The sequence below is a fragment of the Streptomyces sp. HM190 genome (assembly GCF_009857135.1).
Taxonomy (GTDB): domain Bacteria; phylum Actinomycetota; class Actinomycetes; order Streptomycetales; family Streptomycetaceae; genus Streptomyces; species Streptomyces heilongjiangensis.
On sequence record NZ_CP047318.1, the window covers coordinates 5,401,878 to 5,420,420 of the forward strand.

Below are 18,543 nucleotides of genomic sequence, written 5' to 3' on the forward strand. Positions count from 1 at the left end.
GGCGGCGACGGAGCCGGGGACCGGGCGCGACGGGACCGCCGACCGGGCGGAGGGCCGGGGTGCTCGCCGGGAGGCCGGCCGGGCGGCTGACCTGGAGTCGAACCGTCCGCGGGCGTCCGAGGGGTGGCCGGATTGGAACCGGGAGCCCGTCATCCGCGAAGATTGGGCCCATGACCGCCCAGATTCTCGATGGCAAGGCCACCGCAGCCGCGATCAAGTCCGACCTGACCGCCCGCGTGGCGGCCCTGAAGGAGAAGGGCGTCACGCCCGGCCTCGGCACGATCCTCGTCGGGGAGGACCCCGGCAGCCAGAAGTACGTCGCCGGCAAGCACCGCGACTGCGCGCAGGTCGGCATCGCCTCGATCCAGCGTGAACTGCCCGCCACCGCCACCCAGGAGGAGATCGAGGCGGTGGTACGGGAACTCAACGAGGACCCCGCCTGCACCGGCTACATCGTCCAGCTGCCTCTTCCCCGGGGCATCGACGAGAACCGCATCCTCGAACTGATGGACCCCGACAAGGACGCCGACGGCCTCCACCCGATGAACCTCGGGCGCCTCGTCCTGAACGAGCCCGCCCCGCTGCCCTGCACCCCGAACGGCATCCTCACCCTCCTCCGCCACTACGGCGTGGAGATCAAGGGCGCCGAGGTCGTGGTCGTCGGCCGCGGTGTGACCATCGGTCGCCCGATGCCGCTGCTGCTGACCCGGCGCAGCGAGAACGCGACGGTCACGCAGTGCCACACCGGTACACGTGATCTGGCCGCCCACCTCAAGCGCGCCGACATCATCGTCGCCGCCGCGGGCTCCGCGCACCTGGTACGCCCCGAGGACGTGAAGCCGGGCGCCGCCGTGCTCGACGTCGGCGTCTCCCGCTCCGCCGAGGGCAAGATCGTCGGCGACGTGCACCCCGGTGTCGCGGAGGTCGCCGGCTGGATCTCCCCCAACCCCGGCGGCGTCGGCCCCATGACCCGGGCCCAGCTGCTCGTCAACGTGGTCGAGGCGGCGGAGCGCAGTGCCGGCTGACGACAAGGCGTCGGCGCGGCCGAGTACGTCGGCCGGGTCTAGTGCGGCGACTGAGTCGAGTACGTCTGCCCAGCCAGGTGCGTCGGCCGAGGCGGGCGGGCGCGAGACGTCGGGCGGGCGCGAGACCGCGGGCCCGTCGGTGGCGTCGGACGAGACCGTGGCGTCGGGTGGGTCGGAGAGGGTGGAGATGTCGGGGCGCGTGGGCGAGACGGAGAAGCGTGGCGCGGCGGTGACGGGTGGCGCACCGGACGAGATCGAGGTGCGCGATCCCATCAGCGCGCCCGACTCCGACGGCAAGCCCGTCCGCGCCACCCGGCGCTTCCCGATGTTCACCCGGGACACCGCCCGGCCCGAGGGCGGCGGCCGGGCCGCCCCCCGGAGCGCGCCCGCGCCCGCCCGGCAGTGGCCGATCCTCGCCGTGCTCTGCACCGTGGGTCTCGGACTGCTGGTCACCGCGTTCGACGCGTTCCGGCTCGGCACCATCCTGATCGGCTCCGCGCTGCTCGTCGGGGCCCTGCTGCGCTGGCTGGTCCCGGACGTCGGCATGCTCGCCGTCCGCTCCCGCTTCACCGACATGGTCACGTACATCGCGCTGGGCTCCGCCATCGTGCTCCTCGCGCTGATGGCGCAGCCGAAGCCGCTGCTGGAGATCCCCTTCCTCAAGGACACCCTGCACTTCACCGTCGGCGACGAGACCGGCTGACGGACGCGAGACGGCGGCCCGTCCCCTCCCCCGAGTCAGGACGGACCGCCGTCGCGATCCACCCTCGTGCACGGCGAACGTGCTGTTCAACGGTTGCCGATCCGCTGTGGCACGGAAGTGACGATTCCGCCGAGGTGTCCCCACCCGGCCACGACTACGGCACCCCCAGGTCGACTCCGCGTGCGTGCCGCCCTCCTTACCCGCCACGCGTCCCACGTGGACACAGGCGCCTCTTCCGTAACCCTGTTCGACGTGGGTGGCCGTACCGGGCGGTGGTCGTGCCGATGTGCCGACGAGTTCGAGGATTTTCCGACGATCGGCTCGGCGTCAGGGCTAACGTGAGCTTTTGGGACGGTCCGGCACGGCCCGCGCGGTGATCTGTCATTCCTCCCGGAAAGCCGGGATGTCGGTGGGACGCTGGACCACCGAGCGGCAGGGGGCGCGCAAGGGGGCGCGTCCCGCCCGAAACGCTCCCGCACGCCCCTTTTAAGGGAACTGGCATCCAGGCCGGGCGCATCCCCATGGGTAGGCCGGAACGGGGTTCGCAAGCGAGCCTCGGGCTCGGTCACGGACCAGGATTCAGCGAGGGCATCATGCGCGGCACAGGGACAGTCGGCGCGGGGGGCACGGACAGAGACGCTCGGGGGGAAGAGGGGGGAATCAATGCCTCGTTGGAGGGCCTTGCCGGATGAACTCGATCCACAGGTGAAGGAGTTCACGAGCCAGCTGCGCAGGCTCGTCGACCGCGGTGGACTGAGTGTCGCCGCGGTGGCCGACCGCACGGGCTACAGCAAGACGTCATGGGAGAGGTATCTCAACGGAAGGCTTCTCGCGCCGAAGGGCGCGATCGTCGCGTTGGCCGAGGTGACCGGCACCAACCCCGTGCATCTGACGACCATGTGGGAGCTTGCCGAGCGCGCCTGGAGCCGCTCGGAGATGCGCCACGACATGACCATGGAGGCCATCCGTATCTCCCAGGCGCGCGCCGCACTGGGGGAGACCGGGGGCCAGGCGATCGTCAAGGGCGGCCAGAACGCCAGGGCGGCGGGCCGGAGCGCGACGGTGACACCGGGCGTCGCGGGTCCGGCAGGCGTCTCGCCGACGGTTCCGCCGCAGCCGCGGGGGCCGGCGGAGGAGCGCACCACCCGTCCGGCGTACGGGAGTTCGGCCCCGTCGTCATCGACCTCGTCAGCGGCCTCGTCATCGGCATCTTCCTCGTCGTCGCGGTACGGCGGTGGCGGAGCGGGGACGGCCGCGAGTCCTCCGCGCGTCAACTGGGGGGCCGCCTCGCCCTCGTCGGTGTCCTCGGGGTCGTCTGCGTCCTCGGTGTCCTCGGTGTCCTCGGCCCGTGCGGGTGGCGGCGCGGAGACTCCGTCGGGTGTCCTCGGCCCGCCGCCGGGCGACGCCGGACGTCCCGACGACGGAGCGTCGGGGGCGGGGCGGCGGGTGTCGATGTTCCTCGCGGGAGCCGTGGGGGCGCTCGTCGTGATCGCGGCGGCGTTCTTCCTCACGCAGGGGGACGGCGGTGGTGAGGCCGAGGGCACGTCACCGGCCAACGCCTCGACCGGAGTCGGCACGGAACCCGACCTGCCGGCCGGCGTCAAGTGCGCGGGGGCCGGCTGCACCGGCAAGGACCCCGAGGCCATGGGGTGCACGGCGGGTGTCGTGAAGACCGCGGACGAGGCCACCGTCGGCACGGCCCGGGTCGAGGTCCGCTACAGCGAGACCTGCCGCGCGGCCTGGGCCCGCATCACCCTGGCGACCCGGGGCGACAAGGTGCGCGTGACGGCCGGCAAGGTCAAGCAGATGGCGGCGATCGAGGAGGCCGGCGACAACATCGCGTACACGTCGATGGTCGCGGTCAAGGACGCGGGCGACGCCGAGGCGTGCGTGACGCTGGCGTCGGGCGAGGAGGGCTGCACGCGCTGAGGGGTGACGGGAGGCGCCGGTGGGCGGGCCGGCTCACGGGCCGGCCGGTAGCAGGGTCGGTGGGCGGGCCGGACCTGCCGTCGGGCCGGACGTGAAGGAGGTGCAGGGCGGGCAGGAGGTGCAGGGCGGGCAGGATGAGCCGGGCGGGGCAGGGGCTGCCCGGCCGCACCGGCCCCGTGGGCTGGTGCCGCACCGGCCCCGTGGGCCGGCCGTACTGGTCGCCCCGGAACGGGCACGCCCTCCACGTCCATAACCCGGAGTGATCTCGACCCTGCGCAAAGTAGTCGAAAACTGGTGGGCATGCCTTCCGGTTGCCGGGGCAGGCGGAAGGTACCCCCACGGGAGTCCGGCCCGCCCGGGAGATTGGTCGCTCCCGGCCCGGCACCCCCACCGGCGGCCGCCCAGGTTCACCCCCCCTCGGACCGGCGGCCGCCTTTTCTCGTGACCCGGCGGGTCATGGCGGGTCATGGCGGGCCGGGGGCGGGCCGTGTGTGGTGGGCCACACGAACCCGGCCGTCGGGGATCCTGGATGCGCGATAGCCTGACCACCGATCTCTCTTGATGCCAAGAGATCGATCAAACGTCCGGGGCAGGGACGCCCCACCGCCAGCTGTCATACGGAGAACGCCATGACCCGCACTCCCGTGAACGTCACCGTCACCGGCGCGGCCGGCCAGATCGGTTACGCCCTGCTCTTCCGCATCGCCTCCGGCCAGCTGCTCGGCGCGGACGTGCCGGTCAGGCTCCGCCTCCTGGAGATCACCCCGGCCCTGAAGGCCGCCGAGGGCACCGCCATGGAGCTCGACGACTGCGCCTTCCCGCTGCTCGCCGGCATCGACATCACGGACGACCCGAACGTCGCCTTCGACGGTGCCAACGTGGGTCTTCTCGTCGGCGCCCGCCCCCGCACCAAGGGTATGGAGCGCGGCGACCTGCTGGAGGCCAACGGCGGCATCTTCAAGCCGCAGGGCAAGGCCATCAACGACCACGCCGCGGACGACATCCGCGTCCTCGTCGTCGGCAACCCGGCCAACACCAACGCTCTCATCGCCCAGGCCGCCGCGCCGGACGTACCGGCCGAGCGCTTCACCGCGATGACGCGCCTGGACCACAACCGCGCGCTGACCCAGCTGTCGAAGAAGACGGGCGTCCCGGTCTCCGAGATCAAGCGGCTCACGATCTGGGGCAACCACTCCGCCACCCAGTACCCGGACATCTTCCACGCCACGGTCGCCGGCAAGAACGCCGCCGAGGTCGTGAGCGACGAGAAGTGGCTCGCCGAGGACTTCATCCCGACCGTCGCCAAGCGCGGCGCCGCCATCATCGAGGCCCGCGGCGCCTCCTCGGCCGCCTCCGCCGCCAACGCCGCCATCGACCACATCTACACCTGGGTCAACGGCACCGCCGAGGGCGACTGGGCCTCCATGGGCATTCCGTCCGACGGCTCGTACGGTGTGCCCGAGGGCCTCATCTCCTCCTTCCCGGTCACCGTGAAGGACGGCGCGTACGAGATCGTCCAGGGCCTGGAGATCAACGAGTTCTCCCGCGCCCGCATCGACGCCTCCGTCAAGGAGCTGGAGGAGGAGCGCGAGGCGGTCCGCGCGCTCGGCCTCATCTGATCGGCTCCCCGCCACCGTTGCCCCGTCGTCGTTGACGCGGGGTGTCACGGTCCCATAGCGGGCTCGCACAGGCTCTGTCCCGGTTTCGCCCGGGACGGGGCCTGTCGGTGTTTACGCCGCTATCGTCGTCAAACGCGTTCACGTGCACGCGTCGACGTCGACGCGGTCGCGAACGCCCGCGACGGCAAGGGGGACTTGATGGCGCGCTGGGATCCGGCAACCGGACGCTGGGTGGACGATCCGCCCGCACCCGTCAACATGTGGCGCATGGCCTTGGTGGTCACCCTCGCGGCCCTGCTCGGCGGCGGCGCTGGCCTCGGTGTCTGGACGCTCGCGGGATCGGACGGCGACACGAGGAACCGTACGAACGCCGCGCACTCGTCCTCGCCGGACCCGTTGTCCTCGGCCCCGGAGACGGGCGCGAAGGGCGGCGACACCGGCCAGGACTCGTCCGGCAGCACCGACGGAGGCGGGGACGGCGGCGTGGACGGACTCGCGAGCGGGGGTGCGGGCGGCAGCGGTGACGGGAGTGGCGGCGGTGACGAGGACGGTGGCGGGGACGGTGGCGGGGGCGCGTCCGGGCTGTCCGGCGGGACCCCGGCCGACGGCGCACCCGGCTACGTGCGTTCCGAGGACCCCGCAGGCTTCACCGTCGACGTCCCCTCCGGCTGGACCCGCACGGCGAAGCAGCCCGACGGCAAGCCGGCGGTCGTGACGTACGAGTCCCCGGACGGCACCCGGGCCCTCCAGCTCTTCGAGGTCAGCGAGGAGAGCCCCGCCGCCTCCATGGACGACGCGGAGAACGCGAACTACGGCTTCGCCCGCCTCCCCGGCTACCGCGTCCTCGACCGCTCCGAGGAGGCCGCCTACTCGGAGGTCGTCTACCGCTTCGACGGCGAGAGTGCCGTCGGCCCCCGCCGGGTCATCGACCACCGCTTCCTGGCCGCCGACGGCAAGCCCTACGGCGTCCGCTTCAGCGCCCCCGAGTCGACCTCCCTCACCGACCTCCGCGAGCCGGTCACCAACGCGGTGACGTCCCTGTGTCCGACGGGCACGACCTGCGTACGAGGCTGAGACCGCACCGGGCCGCTCAGGGCCTGCTTGCCGGTCTCGGGGGCCACCCAGGACCCGGTGTCGTAGCCCTGCACGCCGTAACGGCCGTAGCCCAGACGGGACATCAGCCCGGCGAGGACACCGGCCATCCGCGCGGGTCCACACCGCGACGGTGCGGGCGATGGCCGCGCCGGCCCCCAAGGTCTCGCCGGACATTCTCATGACCATCGCCGAAGCCTGCCGCCGCCGCGAACACCTCCGCTTCACCTACGCGACGCCCCACATGGCCAGCCCTCACGCCACCGAGCCGCCGGCACCACCGACGGCCTCGCGGGAGGGCGGGGGCGGCAGCAAAGGCGGCGGGGCCGATGACGCCTCCGCCGAAGGGGGCGTCGAGGGTGCCGGGAGCGGGTCCCTCGTCGACGCCCACCCCGTCCGTCGCGTCGAGCCGTACAACCTGGTCAGTTTCGACCGGCACCGGTATCTGGTCGCCTGGGGCCTCGACCAGGCCGACTGGCGGACCTTCCGGGTCGACCGGCTCGTCCCGCGCACCCCGACCGGACCCCGGGTCGCGCCCCGGCCGATCCCCGACGGGGACGCGGCGACCTATCTGGCGCACCGCCTGACCTCGCGGACCTGGCCCGTCCGCGTCACCGTCACCCTCCACGAACCCGTGTCCACGGCCACGGACAGGGTGTGGCCCGGCATGGGGGTGCTCGAAGCCCTCGACGACCAAGGCTGCCTCCTGTACCTGGGCGCCGGGACCGCGCGGGACCTCGCCTGGATGATCACCTCGGTGGACGCCGACTTCAGCCTCCCCCGGACGCGCCCCCGGAACTGACCGAGGCGCTCCGCACCCAGGCAACCCGCTGTCTGACCGCGACCACGACCGCGCCGGCAGCTCCGACCACCGAGGGGGGAGCCAAGGGTGAGGGGAAAACAGGCGGTTGAGCGGGGAGTTGGGGGGAACGAAGCCCTCCCCCATGTCCGTCGCGAGCCGTTTGGCCATGGCTTGAATCGATCACTGGTGCCGCGGCAGGCAACGTATGCCCGTCGAGGAGCGGCGTCCGGTGCGTGCTCTCGGCTGCCGGGCGCACGCCCTCGTACGGGATGTACTCGGGCTTGTGCCCGGTGCGGCGAGAGTGCGTGCCGGGCGTCGCGACGGGGCAAACGTTGCCTGACGGGGCACTAGTCTGCGTGTTGATTGAGCCCGGACAACCCGGGCGCCGAGCGCCGGGCGCTTCGGGGGGCGGACCCCGCGCACCGGCCCCGCTCGGCCGAGCCACCAGCCCGACGGGGGAGCACATGGGAGAACAGCGCAGGCGACTGCGGTCCAGCACGGTCGTACTCGGCGGGATGGGTGTCGTCGCCGCTGCCCTCACCTCCTGCGGATCCGACCCGGACCGCCGGTGCGTGGACCGCGACAGCTACGACTTCGCCAACGGCTACAAGATCATCGCCGACAAGAACTGCAACTCCGACTCCGACTCCGGCTCCTCCTCGTCGTCGTACGGCAAGAACCGCAAGAGCAACAGCAGCGGCAATCGCAGCCAGCCCGGCACGGTCGACGCCGCCTGGTACTACGACGCCGACGTCACCGGCAAGCGGGCCGACTACGGAACCTTCAGCCGCAGCGAGGCCGTCGACCGGGACGGCTTCGGCTGCTCCGGCTCCGGCTCCGGCGGCGGCTGACCCGGCCCGGGAGACAGCGCCATGGAACGCCGCACCATCGAACCCCGGCCCGGATGGCAGCAGACGGTGGAGGAGCAGGGGCTCATCTACCCCCTGACCCGCCATCCGGACGGCTCCCTGCGCCCCTACTGGGACGAGAGCGCGTACTACGTGTTCTCGCTCCCCGAGGTGGAGGCGCTGGAGGAGACCGTCGAGGAACTGCACGCCATGTGCCTGGCCGCCGCCGCGCACATCGTCGAGCACGACCGCTTCGCCGACCTCGGCATCACCGACCCGCGCCTCGCCCGGCTCGTCGCCGAGGCGTGGCGCCGGCGCGCCGAACTGCCGTCCGTCTACGGCCGCTTCGACCTGCGCTACGACGGCACCGGCCCCGCCAAGCTGCTGGAGTACAACGCCGACACCCCGACCTCGCTCGTCGAGGCGGCCAGCCCCCAGTGGTTCTGGATGGAGGAGCGCTTCCCGGGTGCCGACCAGTGGAACTCCCTCCACGAACGCCTCGTCGACGCCTGGCGGAAGCAGGCCCCCCTCCTCCCGCCGGGCAGCCCCCTGTACTTCGCGCACTCCGCGGGCGACGAACTCGGCGAGGACCTCATGACCGTCGCCTATCTGAAGGAGACCGCCGAGCAGGCCGGGCTCGACACCGACTGGATCTCCATGGAGGACATCGGCTGGGACCGCCTCTCCGAGCGCTTCGTCGACAAGAAGCTCCGCTTCATCCGCAGCATCTTCAAGCTGTACCCCTGGGAGTGGCTCACCACGGACCGCTTCGCCCCGCACGTCCTCGCCACCCTCGACAACGGCGGCGGCACCGGCACCACCCTCTGGATCGAGCCCGCCTGGAAGATGCTCCTCAGCAACAAGGCGCTGCTCGCCGTCCTCTGGGAGCTCTACCCCGGCCACCCCCACCTCCTGCCCGCCTACCTCGACGGGCCCCGCGAGCTGGCCGGCACCCAGGGCTACGTCTCCAAGCCCCTCCTCGGCCGCGAGGGCGCCGGAGTCACCGTCCACGAGCCCGGCGGCGCCCCGGTCCTGAGCCAGGAACCCTGCTGCTACCAGGGACTGGCACCGCTGCCGGCCTTCGACGGCAACCATGTCGTCCTCGGCGCGTGGGTCGTCGAGAACGAGTCCGCCGGCCTCGGTATCCGTGAGTCCTCCGGCCTGGTGACCGACGAGTACGCCCGGTTCCTGCCGCACGTCATCCTCTGACGACCGCCGCCCGGCCCGCCGTCCCTGCCGTGCCCGGCCCGCCGTCCCTGCCGTGCCCGGTCCGCCGTCCTTGCCGTGCCCGGTCCGCCGTCCCCGCTGTGCTCGGTCCGTCGTTCCTGCCGTGCTCGGTCCGTCGTCCCCGCTGTGCCCGGTCCGCCGTCCCCGCGTCGTTCGCCCGCCGGTCCCCGCGTCGTTCGAATGGTGGACGTCCGGGTCTGCCGCTCGACGCCGCCCGATATGGTGACCGGCGGGCCGTGACTGGCGCGCTGGGATGGGACGGACCATCGGGGAGCGGCCCGGGAGGATGAGTGCCGTGCGCCTGGGCCGTACCGTGAACGCTGAACGCAACGTCCGGAGGTCCCCATGTCAGCCGAGCCCCTCTCCCCCGAGTCCACCGCCTTCCGCTCCGCCCTCGACGTGATCCGCGCCGTCGAGCCGCGCGTGGCCGACGCCATCGGCCAGGAGGTCGCCGACCAGCGCGAGATGCTCAAGCTGATCGCCTCCGAGAACTACGCCTCCCCGGCCACCCTCCTGGCCATGGGCAACTGGTTCAGCGACAAGTACGCCGAGGGCACCGTCGGCCGCCGCTTCTACGCCGGCTGCCGCAACGTCGACACCGTCGAGTCCCTCGCCGCCGAGCACGCCCGGGAGCTGTTCGGGGCCCGCCACGCCTACGTCCAGCCGCACTCCGGCATCGACGCCAACCTCGTCGCCTTCTGGGCCGTCCTCGCCGACCGCGTCGAGGCCCCCTTCCTGGAGAAGGCGGGCGCCCGCCAGGTCAACGACCTCTCCGAGGCCGACTGGGCCGAGCTGCGCCAGGCCTTCGGCAACCAGCGCATGCTCGGCATGTCCCTGGACGCCGGCGGCCACCTCACCCACGGCTTCCGCCCGAACATCTCCGGCAAGATGTTCGACCAGCGGTCCTACGGCACCGACCCGGCCACCGGCCTCATCGACTACGAGGCCCTGCGCGCCTCGGCCCGCGAGTTCAAGCCGATGATCATCGTCGCCGGCTACTCCGCCTACCCCCGCCTCGTGAACTTCCGGATCATGCGCGAGATCGCCGACGAGGTCGGCGCCACGCTCATGGTGGACATGGCGCACTTCGCGGGCCTCGTCGCCGGCAAGGTCCTCACCGGCGACTTCGACCCCGTGCCGCACGCCCAGATCGTCACCACGACCACGCACAAGTCGCTGCGCGGCCCGCGCGGCGGCATGGTCCTGTGCGACGACTCCCTCAAGGACCAGGTCGACCGCGGCTGCCCGATGGTCCTCGGCGGCCCGCTCCCGCACGTCATGGCCGCCAAGGCCGTCGCCCTCGCCGAGGCCCGGCAGCCCGCCTTCCAGGACTACGCCCAGCGCATCGTCGACAACTCCCGCGCCCTCGCCGAGGGCCTGATGCGCCGCGGCGCCACCCTGGTCACCGGCGGCACCGACAACCACCTCAACCTGATCGACGTCGCCACCTCCTACGGTCTCACCGGCCGGCAGGCCGAGGCCGCGCTGCTCGACTCCGGCATCGTCACCAACCGCAACGCCATCCCGGCCGACCCGAACGGCGCCTGGTACACCTCCGGCATCCGCATCGGCACGCCCGCCCTGACCACCCGCGGTCTGGGCACCGCCGAGATGGACGAGGTCGCCGGCCTCATCGACCGCGTCCTCACCACCGCGACCCCCGGCACCACCAAGTCGGGCGCCCCGTCCAAGGCCCAGCACGTCCTCGACGCGAAGATCTCGGACGAGGTCTCCCGCCGCGCCACCGACCTCGTGGCCGGCTTCCCGCTGTACCCGGAGATCGACCTCGGCTGACCCGCCGGACACCGGACGCCGGACGCCGGGCCCCTCGCGGCCCGGCGTCCCGCCCGTCCGACGCGCGCGGCGCGGCGGCACCGTCACGGTGAAGCCCGGCTCGGCCCGACGAGGGCGCCTCCGGGTCGGCCACGGGCCGCCGGCGTCCGGCCGGCCGCCCTGTGTCCCGCATCTCATCGACGCATCGACGCATCGACGCATCGACGCATCGACGCATCGACGCATCGGCCACGGCCGACAGTGGCCACGGCCGGGACGCGGCACCGCCCCGTTCCGCGTACGCCTCCGGCTCCCCGGCGCGCACGCGGGCGATCACCGCCGCTTCACCGCCGCCTCACCGACGACGCGGCCCCTCCCGCGTTCTCAGCGCAGGGGCACACCGCCCGGGTCCGATCGCTTCCCACCCGTGTGCCATCTGTTTCCGGTAGGTTCCGGAACGGGTCCCGATACCTGAGAGAATGGTGAGCATGGCCTCTGACCGCCCACCCGTCGCCCACCACCGCCCTCAAACGGGGCGCTCCGCGCCGCTGCCCGGTTCTCGTGTGCTCTCCGGAATCCAGCCCACCGCAGGCTCGTTCCACCTCGGCAACTACCTCGGCGCCGTACGCCAATGGGTGGCCCTGCAGGAGTCCCACGACGCGTTCTACATGGTCGTCGACCTGCACGCGATCACCGTTCCCCAGGAACCCGCGGACCTGCGGGCGAACACCCGGCTCGCCGCCGCGCAGCTGCTCGCCGCCGGACTCGACCCCGAGCGGTGCACCCTCTTCGTCCAGAGCCACGTCCCCGAGCACGCCCAGCTCGGCTGGGTCATGAACTGCCTCACCGGCTTCGGCGAGGCCTCCCGCATGACCCAGTTCAAGGACAAGTCCGCCAAGCAGGGCGCCGAGCGCGCCAGCGTGGGCCTCTTCACGTACCCGATCCTCCAGGTCGCCGACATCCTGCTCTACCAGGCGAACGAGGTCCCGGTCGGCGAGGACCAGCGCCAGCACATCGAGCTCACCCGTGACCTCGCCGAGCGCTTCAACGGCCGCTTCGGCCAGACCTTCGCGATCCCGAAGCCGTACATCCTCAAGGAGACGGCGAAGATCTACGACCTCCAGGACCCGGCGATCAAGATGAGCAAGTCGGCGTCGACCCCCAAGGGGCTGATCAACCTGCTCGACGACCCGAAGGCCACCGCCAAGAAGGTCAAGAGCGCGGTCACCGACACCGACACCGTGATCCGCTACGACGCCGCCGAGAAGCCCGGGGTCAGCAATCTGCTGACCATCTACTCGACCCTCACCGGGACGGGTATCGCGGAACTGGAGCAGAAGTACGTCGGCAAGGGCTACGGTGCGCTCAAGACGGACCTCGCCGAGGTCATGGTCGACTTCGTGACGCCCTTCCGGGAGCGCACCCAGCAGTACCTGGACGACCCGGAGACGCTCGACTCGATCCTGGCCAAGGGCGCGGAGAAGGCGCGGGCCGTCGCCGCGGAGACGCTCGCCCAGGCGTACGACCGGGTGGGATTCCTGCCCGCCAAGCACTGAGCCGCACCACCCCGGTCGGCCGAGCGCCGATCGCGCCACCGGCAGCGCTGTACATCACTCCGCCCGCGCCTGCCCGGAACACCGCCGTGGCCGTACAGTCGATAGCCGGTGGCGCGTCACGACAGACGAAGACACAGACGCATGACACGACGACAGGAGACGACGTGGGGACCGTAACGATCGGTGTGTCGATCGCGGTCCCGGAGCCCCACGGCAGCCAGCTCCAGGAGCGGCGCGCGGGCTTCGGCGACGCCGCGGCTCACGGCATCCCCACGCATGTCACGCTGCTGCCGCCGACGGAGGTCGACGAGACCCAGCTGCCGGCGATCGAGGCACACCTCGTCGAGGTCGCGGCCACCGGCCGGGCCTTCCCGATGCGGCTGGCCGGCACGGGCACCTTCCGGCCACTGTCGCCCGTGGTGTTCGTCCAGGTCGTCGAGGGCGCCGAGGCGTGCACCTGGCTGCAGAAGCAGGTCAGGGACGCCTCGGGGCCGGTGGCGCGCGAGCTGAACTTCCCGTACCACCCGCACGTCACCGTGGCGCACGGCATCGCCGAGGAGGCGATGGACCGGGCGTTCGAGGAACTGGCCGGATACGAGGCCGCGTGGCCCTGCACCGGGTTCGCGCTGTACGAGCAGGGCGCCGACGGGGTCTGGCGCAAGCTCCGCGAGTTCGCCTTCGGCGGTACGGTCGTCCCCCCGCAGGCGGGCGCTCCCGTCGGCGACACCACGCTCCCCACCCACTGAGAAGCCCCTGAGGGTCCGCGGAGGGGGCTCTGAAGCCGAGCGTCCCCGGGTTCCCCGGCGCCCTACAGCGGCAGCCGGCGGAACAGCGGCCTCGGCACATGGCGCAGCGCCGCCATCACCAGCCGCAGCGCCCCCGGCACCCACACCGTCTCCGAGCGGCGCCGCAGCCCCAGCTCGATCGCCGTCGCCACCGCCTCCGGAGTGGTGGCCGGCGGCGTCTCCGGGCGGCCCGCGGTCGTGCTCGTGCGCACGAAACCGGGCCGTACGACCATCACATGAACGCCGGTGCCGTGCAGCGCGTCGCCGAGGCCCTGGGTGAAGGTGTCGAGGCCAGCTTTGGCGGAGCCGTAGATGAAGTCCGAGCGGCGGGCACGCTCGGCGGCCACCGACGACAGGACGACGAGTGATCCGTGGCCCTGCGCCTGGAGGGCCCGCGCGCAGACCAGACCGGCCGACACGGCCCCCGTGTAGTTGGTCTGGGCGACACGTACCGCGGCCACCGGGTCGCGTTCGTCGTGCGCCTGGTCGCCGAGCAGGCCGAAGGCGAGGAGCACCATGTCGATGTCGCCCTCCGCGAAGACCTTGCCGAGGATCGTCTCGTGCGAGTCGGGGGCCAGGGCGTCGAAGGAGACGGTGTGCGTCTCGGCGCCGAGACCCCGCAGATGGGCGGCTGCCCTCTCCAGATCGGGCGAGGGGCGTCCGGCGAGCCAGACGGTACGGGTGCGGCGGGCGATCAGCCGGCGGGCGGTGGCGAGCGCGATCTCGGACGTACCGCCGAGGATCAGCAGCGACTGGGGGGTGCCGAACGCGTCCTTCATGACAGCTCCTGAGCGACTGGGGAACGGGGGTGGCAGGTCGCGGTACGGGCGTTACAGGCCCAGGCGGCGGGCCAGGTCCGACACGAACACGCCGTCGGGGTCCAACTCGCGGCGCAGCGCGCGGAACTCGGGCAGCCGGGGATACATCGCGCCCAGCAGTTCGGGGCGCAGCCGGGCGTCCTCGGCCAGGTGCACGCGTCCGTCGGCCGCCGCGACCTCCTCGTCCAGCCGGTCGAGGAAGGCGCCGAGGCCGGGCAGGCCCGCCGGGATGTCGAGGGCGAGCGACCAGCCGGGCGTCGGGAAGGACAGCCAGCCGGGCTCGCCCTCCCCGAACCGCTTCAGCACGGCGAGGAAGCAGGGGCAGCGGCGGGCGGAGATCCGGGTCACGATCCGCCGCAGCGCCTCCTCGTGACCGTGGCCGACGACGAACCGGTACTGCACGAACCCGGACCGCCCGCGGAGCCGGTTCCAGTGCGGGACGCCGTCCAGCGGGTGGAAGAACGTGGCGATCCGCTGGAGCTGGTCGGCGCGGGCCCGGGGGGCCTTGCGGTACCACAGCTCGTTGAACAGACCCACGGTCGTCCGGCCGAGCAGACCCCCGGGGACGAGCGCGGGGGCGACCGGGAACCGGGAGGGCCGGAAGTCCAGCGGACGGCCGAGCGGACCCCGCCGGGTGAGACGTGCCCCACGCGCGCGTGCCGACGACTCCAGCGTCTCGAGGGACGCGTGCTCGCCGCGGGTCAGGACCGCGCGGCCCGTCGCCGAGCCCCGGGCGAGGAGGTCGATCCAGGCGGCGGAGTAGCGGTAGTACCGGTCGGTGGCCGTGAGCCTGGCCAGCAGGTCGTCCAGGTCGCGGGCCCGTTCGGTGTCGACCGACATCCAGGACGTCTCGACGGGCAGCAGCCGCACGGTCGCGGTGAGGATCACCCCCGTCAGCCCCAGGCCGCCGGCCGTGGCGTCGAACAGCGGGGTGCCGGGCACCACCGTGCGGATCTCGCCGTCCGCGGTGAGCAGCTCCAGCGACAGCACATGACGGCTGAACGCCCCGGAGACATGATGGTTCTTGCCGTGGATGTCCGCCGCGATCGCGCCGCCCACGGTCACCTGGCGGGTCCCCGGCGTCACCGGCACGAACCAGCCCAGCGGCAGCAGCACCTCCATCAGCCGGTGCAGCGACACCCCCGCGTCGCACAGGACCGTGCCGCCGTCCGCGTCGACGGCGTGGACCCGGTCCAGGCCCGTCATGTCGAGCACGGCGCCGCCCGCGTTCTGCGCCGCGTCCCCGTACGCGCGTCCCAGCCCCCGGGCGATCCCGCCGCGCGCCCCGCACGCCCGGACGGCGGTCGCGGCCTCCTCGTACGTACGGGGGCGGATCAGCCGGGTGGCGGTCGGGGCGGTGCGGCCCCAGCCGGTGAGGGGGGTGGTGCGGCCGGGGAAGGGGACGGCGTTGGCTGGCATGCCCGCGAACGTATCGCCGCGCGCGCCGAGGAATCCGGTGTATCGGCCCGCCTTCCCAGGCGCCTCACCGAAATGGGGGATCCACGGCACGGTCGGCGTGCGACGACGGGTGATCGGTGCTCGAACGCGGGTACTCCCGCTTCGGGTGACCACGACGAGGGCAGAGTCGGATCATGGACTGGCTGAAAAAGCTTCCCGGGATCGGCCCGCTGGCCGAGCGCCTGATGACCACGCACGCGTGGCGCTCGTACGAACGGCTGGAGCGGGTGACGTGGACGCGGCTCGCCGCGGCCATGACGTTCATCAGCTTCCTCGCGCTGTTCCCGCTGCTGACCCTGGGCGCGGCCATCGCCGCGGCGACGCTCGACGAGAACCGGCAGCGCGAGCTGGAGGACCGGCTCGCCGAGCAGGTGCCCGGCATCTCCGGCCAGCTCGACGTCGCCGGGCTCGTCGAGAACGCCGGCACCGTCGGGATCATCGCCGGCGCGCTGCTGCTGTTCACCGGCATCGGCTGGGTCGGGGAGATGCGGGGCTGTCTGCGGGCGGTGTGGGAGAAGCCGGAGCCCGAGGGGAACCCCGTCCTCGCCAAGGCGAAGGACGCGGGCGTCCTCGTCGGGCTCGGCGGCGCGGTGCTCGTCTCCCTCGCGGCGTCCACCGTGGCGTCGGCGACGGTCGGCTGGAGCGCGGACCGGCTCGGTGTCGACCGCGACGGCTGGGGCGGGGTGGTGCTCCAGATCGCCGCGTTCGCCGTGGCCGTGCTGGCCGACTTCCTGCTCCTGCTGTACGTCCTGACGCTCCTGCCGGGCGTCCACCCGCCGCGGCGGCGGCTCGTGGTGGCCGCGCTCATGGGGGCGTTCGGCTTCGAGCTGCTGAAGCTGCTGCTCAGCGGGTACATGCAGGGGGTCGCGTCGAAGAGCATGTACGGGGCGTTCGGGGTGCCGGTCGCGTTGCTGCTGTGGATCAACTTCACGGCCAAGTTGCTGCTGTACTGCGCGGCTTGGACGGCGGAGGGGCGGGAGGAGGCCGAGGGGACCGAGGAGGTGGAGGCGGCTGACGAGGCCGGGGAAGCGGAGGCGGCCGAGGAGGCCGAGGAGGCCGAGGGCGCCCAGTAGCCCGGGGGTCGGGGTGGTTCCGGCGGGTGCGGGTGGTGTGTGGGTTCCCGTGCGGGTCGCCCGCGCCCCTGAAGGCTTCGGGCCTGCGGCCCGGCCCTCAGCCGGCAGGACGGGCGCGGCCCCGGGCGCTTCTCAGGGGCACGGGGCCGCGACGCCCTACTTCGCCCGCCGCAGGGGCCACTTCCGGTTGACCAGGAACACCGCGCCGGCCACCAGGGCGAGCACCCCGCCCGTGATCCCCAGCGCGATCCCGATCCCGCCGGTCCCGCCGGACGCCGCGGAGGCCACCGCCTTGCCGCCCCCACCGGCGGAGCCCGGCGCGGGAGAGGTGGCCGATGCCGTACCCCCCGGCTGCGTGCTGGGCTCGGCGCTGCCACCGGAGGTCTCCGCGCCCTTCGGCGCCACCAGTTCACCCACCGGCTGCACCTTGCCCGCCGCGGCGAACCCCCAGTCGAACAGCTTCGCGGTCTCCTTGTAGACCTGGTTGTGCTCCTGCTTCTCGGGGTGCATGACGGTGACGAGGAGCACCCTGCCGTCCCGCTCGGCGACCCCCGTGAACGTCGCGCCCGCGTTCGTCGTGTTGCCGTTCTTCACACCCGCTATGCCCTGGTAGGCGTCCAGTCCGCTGTCGCCCGTCAGTAGCCGGTTGGTGTTCTGGATCTCGAAGGACGACCGGCTCCGCTTGCCGTTCTTGCCCTTCTTCGTCTCCCCGGGGAACGTGGCGCGCACGGTGGAGCAGTACTCCCGGAAGTCCTGCTTCTGCAGCCCCGACCTGGCGATCAGCGTCAGGTCGTAGGCCGACGACACCTGCCCCTTGGCGTCGTACCCGTCCGGGCTGACCGCGTGCGTGTCGAGGGCCTGCAGCTCCTCGGCGTGGGCGTTCATGTCGGCGACGGTCTGCTTGACGCCGCCGTTCATCGCGGACAGGACGTGCACCGCGTCGTTGCCGGAGCGAAGGAAGACGCCGAGCCACAGGTCGTGGACGGTGTACGTCTCGTTCTCCTTTATGCCGACCATGCTGGAGCCCGCGCCGACACCGGCGAGGTCGGGGAGGGTGACCTTGTGCTTGTCGTCCTTGTTGAACTTCGGCAGCAGCGTGTCCGCGAACAGCATCTTCAGCGTGCTCGCCGGCGCCAGCCGCCAGTGCGCGTTGTGCGCGGCCAGCACCTCGCCCGACTCGGCGTCCGCCACGATCCACGAGCGTGCGCTGATGCCCTTGGGCACCACCGGCGCGTCACCGCCCAGGTTGGCCTGCGTCCCCGGCCTGCCCAGCTGTTCGCCTCCGACGGTCGACATCGTCGCCGGGGGAGTCGCCGACGGGGAGGCGCTGCCGCTCGGGGTCGGGTCGGCGGCGTGGGCGGCCGGGGCGAGCGCCGGGGAGAACAGCGACGTCAACGAGAGGGACACGGCAAGGGCGGAGGTGACCGGCAGGGAGCGCCTGGCGGTCTTCTTGGAGGCGGACACGATCGAGAAAGTACATGGCTCCGCCCGGTGAGTCCCACCGCGGTTCTCGGCCACCGCGCCACCCGTGCCCCCGCCCGCACCCCGGCGCGGGGCACCGGCGGACGGCGGTGATACTGAACTCATGAAGCTCAGCCGCCCCCTCTCCTGGTTCCTGCTCGCCTTCGGGGTGTGGAGCTGGGTCATCTGGGTCACTTTCATCCGGAATCTCTGGAAGGACGGCAGCGGCCTCGCGTTCGACGACGCGGGCGATCCGACCGCGTACTTCTGGGTGCATCTGACGCTCGCCGTCGTCTCCTTTGTCCTGGGGACGGTCATCGGCGTCATCGGGTTGCGTGGTCTGCGCGCACTTCGTGGGACGACGTGACGGGGAG

At 72.5% G+C, this 18,543-nt stretch carries 16 protein-coding genes and 1 riboswitch; of the genes, 13 read left to right on the top strand and 3 right to left on the bottom strand.

Translation table 11 applies throughout. The features are described from left to right. Positions 1–170 precede the first annotated feature (170 nt). From GSY65_RS23135 to GSY65_RS23190, 11 genes are all read left to right on the top strand, one after another. Positions 171–1,025: a bifunctional methylenetetrahydrofolate dehydrogenase/methenyltetrahydrofolate cyclohydrolase gene (locus tag GSY65_RS23135; RefSeq protein WP_055521975.1), complete on the top strand. Its 855-nt coding sequence runs from the start codon at positions 171–173 to the stop codon at positions 1,023–1,025. 187 nt (positions 1,026–1,212) lie between these two features. Continuing rightward, positions 1,213–1,728, top strand: a complete 516-nt coding sequence (locus tag GSY65_RS23140; protein ID WP_159771962.1) for a DUF3017 domain-containing protein — start codon at positions 1,213–1,215, stop codon at positions 1,726–1,728. 663 nt (positions 1,729–2,391) lie between these two features. After that, positions 2,392–3,657: a helix-turn-helix domain-containing protein gene (locus GSY65_RS23145; protein ID WP_201452635.1), complete on the top strand. Its 1,266-nt coding sequence runs from the start codon at positions 2,392–2,394 to the stop codon at positions 3,655–3,657. 629 nt (positions 3,658–4,286) lie between these two features. Continuing rightward, complete coding sequence (locus GSY65_RS23150) at positions 4,287–5,276, top strand: malate dehydrogenase (RefSeq protein WP_159771968.1); 990 nt, start codon at positions 4,287–4,289, stop codon at positions 5,274–5,276. 267 nt (positions 5,277–5,543) lie between these two features. Then, a complete protein-coding gene (locus GSY65_RS33985; protein WP_236580001.1) occupies positions 5,544–6,350 on the top strand; it encodes a hypothetical protein in 807 nt (268 codons plus the stop codon). A 160-nt stretch (positions 6,351–6,510) separates the two neighbouring features. After that, on the top strand, positions 6,511–7,170 hold the full coding sequence (locus tag GSY65_RS23165) for a WYL domain-containing protein (protein WP_159771971.1): 660 nt from the start codon (positions 6,511–6,513) through the stop codon (positions 7,168–7,170). Between the two features lie 464 nt (positions 7,171–7,634). Further along, positions 7,635–8,021 (top strand): hypothetical protein, encoded by a 387-nt coding sequence (locus GSY65_RS23170; RefSeq protein WP_159771974.1) that lies wholly within the window; start codon positions 7,635–7,637, stop codon positions 8,019–8,021. A gap of 21 nt (positions 8,022–8,042) precedes the next feature. Continuing rightward, positions 8,043–9,227 (top strand): glutathionylspermidine synthase family protein, encoded by a 1,185-nt coding sequence (locus GSY65_RS23175; protein ID WP_159771977.1) that lies wholly within the window; start codon positions 8,043–8,045, stop codon positions 9,225–9,227. Between the two features lie 244 nt (positions 9,228–9,471). Continuing rightward, positions 9,472–9,559: riboswitch (ZMP/ZTP riboswitch) on the top strand. Positions 9,560–9,590: 31 nt separating this feature from the next. Further along, positions 9,591–11,039 (top strand): glycine hydroxymethyltransferase, encoded by a 1,449-nt coding sequence (locus GSY65_RS23180; protein ID WP_159771980.1) that lies wholly within the window; start codon positions 9,591–9,593, stop codon positions 11,037–11,039. A gap of 542 nt (positions 11,040–11,581) precedes the next feature. Next, on the top strand, positions 11,582–12,574 hold the full coding sequence (gene trpS, locus GSY65_RS23185) for a tryptophan--tRNA ligase (protein ID WP_159776294.1): 993 nt from the start codon (positions 11,582–11,584) through the stop codon (positions 12,572–12,574). A 164-nt stretch (positions 12,575–12,738) separates the two neighbouring features. Further along, complete coding sequence (locus GSY65_RS23190) at positions 12,739–13,320, top strand: 2'-5' RNA ligase family protein (protein ID WP_159771983.1); 582 nt, start codon at positions 12,739–12,741, stop codon at positions 13,318–13,320. A 62-nt stretch (positions 13,321–13,382) separates the two neighbouring features. On the opposite strand, the gene GSY65_RS23195 is transcribed toward GSY65_RS23190, so the two are convergent. Together GSY65_RS23195 and GSY65_RS23200 are read right to left on the bottom strand one after the other, a co-directional pair. Then, complete coding sequence (locus tag GSY65_RS23195; protein WP_159771986.1) at positions 13,383–14,138, bottom strand: decaprenylphospho-beta-D-erythro-pentofuranosid-2-ulose 2-reductase; 756 nt, start codon at positions 14,136–14,138, stop codon at positions 13,383–13,385. 51 nt (positions 14,139–14,189) lie between these two features. After that, positions 14,190–15,596 carry an FAD-binding oxidoreductase gene (locus tag GSY65_RS23200; protein WP_159771989.1) on the bottom strand — a complete coding sequence of 469 codons (1,407 nt, stop codon included), beginning with the start codon at positions 15,594–15,596 and terminating at the stop codon, positions 14,190–14,192. A gap of 173 nt (positions 15,597–15,769) precedes the next feature. Here GSY65_RS23200 and GSY65_RS23205 point away from each other — a divergent pair, with 173 nt between their 5' ends. Then, the gene (locus GSY65_RS23205) at positions 15,770–16,708 is read left to right on the top strand and encodes a YihY/virulence factor BrkB family protein (RefSeq protein WP_159771992.1); all 939 of its coding nucleotides are present in this window, start codon (positions 15,770–15,772) and stop codon (positions 16,706–16,708) included. Between the two features lie 156 nt (positions 16,709–16,864). Here GSY65_RS23205 and GSY65_RS23210 read toward each other — a convergent pair whose 3' ends face one another. Beyond that, on the bottom strand, positions 16,865–18,172 hold the full coding sequence (locus GSY65_RS23210) for a D-alanyl-D-alanine carboxypeptidase family protein (RefSeq protein WP_236580003.1): 1,308 nt from the start codon (positions 18,170–18,172) through the stop codon (positions 16,865–16,867). Positions 18,173–18,293: 121 nt separating this feature from the next. On the opposite strand from GSY65_RS23210, the gene GSY65_RS33990 reads away from it, so the two are divergent. Next, positions 18,294–18,536, top strand: coding sequence for an SCO4848 family membrane protein (locus GSY65_RS33990; RefSeq protein WP_159771998.1), 243 nt, complete (start codon positions 18,294–18,296; stop codon positions 18,534–18,536). The last annotated feature ends 7 nt before the right edge of the window (positions 18,537–18,543 follow it).

Excerpts from the sequence above, each read along its gene's own strand:
- GSY65_RS23135 (WP_055521975.1), top strand. The coding sequence starts at position 171 with ATGACCGCCCAGATTCTCGATGGCAAGGCCACCGCAGCCGCGATCAAG.
- GSY65_RS23140 (WP_159771962.1), top strand. The coding sequence starts at position 1,213 with ATGTCGGGGCGCGTGGGCGAGACGGAGAAGCGTGGCGCGGCGGTGACG.
- GSY65_RS23145 (WP_201452635.1), top strand. The coding sequence starts at position 2,392 with ATGCCTCGTTGGAGGGCCTTGCCGGATGAACTCGATCCACAGGTGAAG.
- GSY65_RS23150 (WP_159771968.1), top strand. The coding sequence starts at position 4,287 with ATGACCCGCACTCCCGTGAACGTCACCGTCACCGGCGCGGCCGGCCAG.
- GSY65_RS33985 (WP_236580001.1), top strand. The coding sequence starts at position 5,544 with ATGGCCTTGGTGGTCACCCTCGCGGCCCTGCTCGGCGGCGGCGCTGGC.
- GSY65_RS23165 (WP_159771971.1), top strand. The coding sequence starts at position 6,511 with ATGGCCGCGCCGGCCCCCAAGGTCTCGCCGGACATTCTCATGACCATC.
- GSY65_RS23170 (WP_159771974.1), top strand. The coding sequence starts at position 7,635 with ATGGGAGAACAGCGCAGGCGACTGCGGTCCAGCACGGTCGTACTCGGC.
- GSY65_RS23175 (WP_159771977.1), top strand. The coding sequence starts at position 8,043 with ATGGAACGCCGCACCATCGAACCCCGGCCCGGATGGCAGCAGACGGTG.
- GSY65_RS23180 (WP_159771980.1), top strand. The coding sequence starts at position 9,591 with ATGTCAGCCGAGCCCCTCTCCCCCGAGTCCACCGCCTTCCGCTCCGCC.
- GSY65_RS23195 (WP_159771986.1), bottom strand. The coding sequence starts at position 14,138 with ATGAAGGACGCGTTCGGCACCCCCCAGTCGCTGCTGATCCTCGGCGGT.
- GSY65_RS23200 (WP_159771989.1), bottom strand. The coding sequence starts at position 15,596 with ATGCCAGCCAACGCCGTCCCCTTCCCCGGCCGCACCACCCCCCTCACC.
- GSY65_RS23205 (WP_159771992.1), top strand. The coding sequence starts at position 15,770 with ATGGACTGGCTGAAAAAGCTTCCCGGGATCGGCCCGCTGGCCGAGCGC.
- GSY65_RS33990 (WP_159771998.1), top strand. The coding sequence starts at position 18,294 with ATGAAGCTCAGCCGCCCCCTCTCCTGGTTCCTGCTCGCCTTCGGGGTG.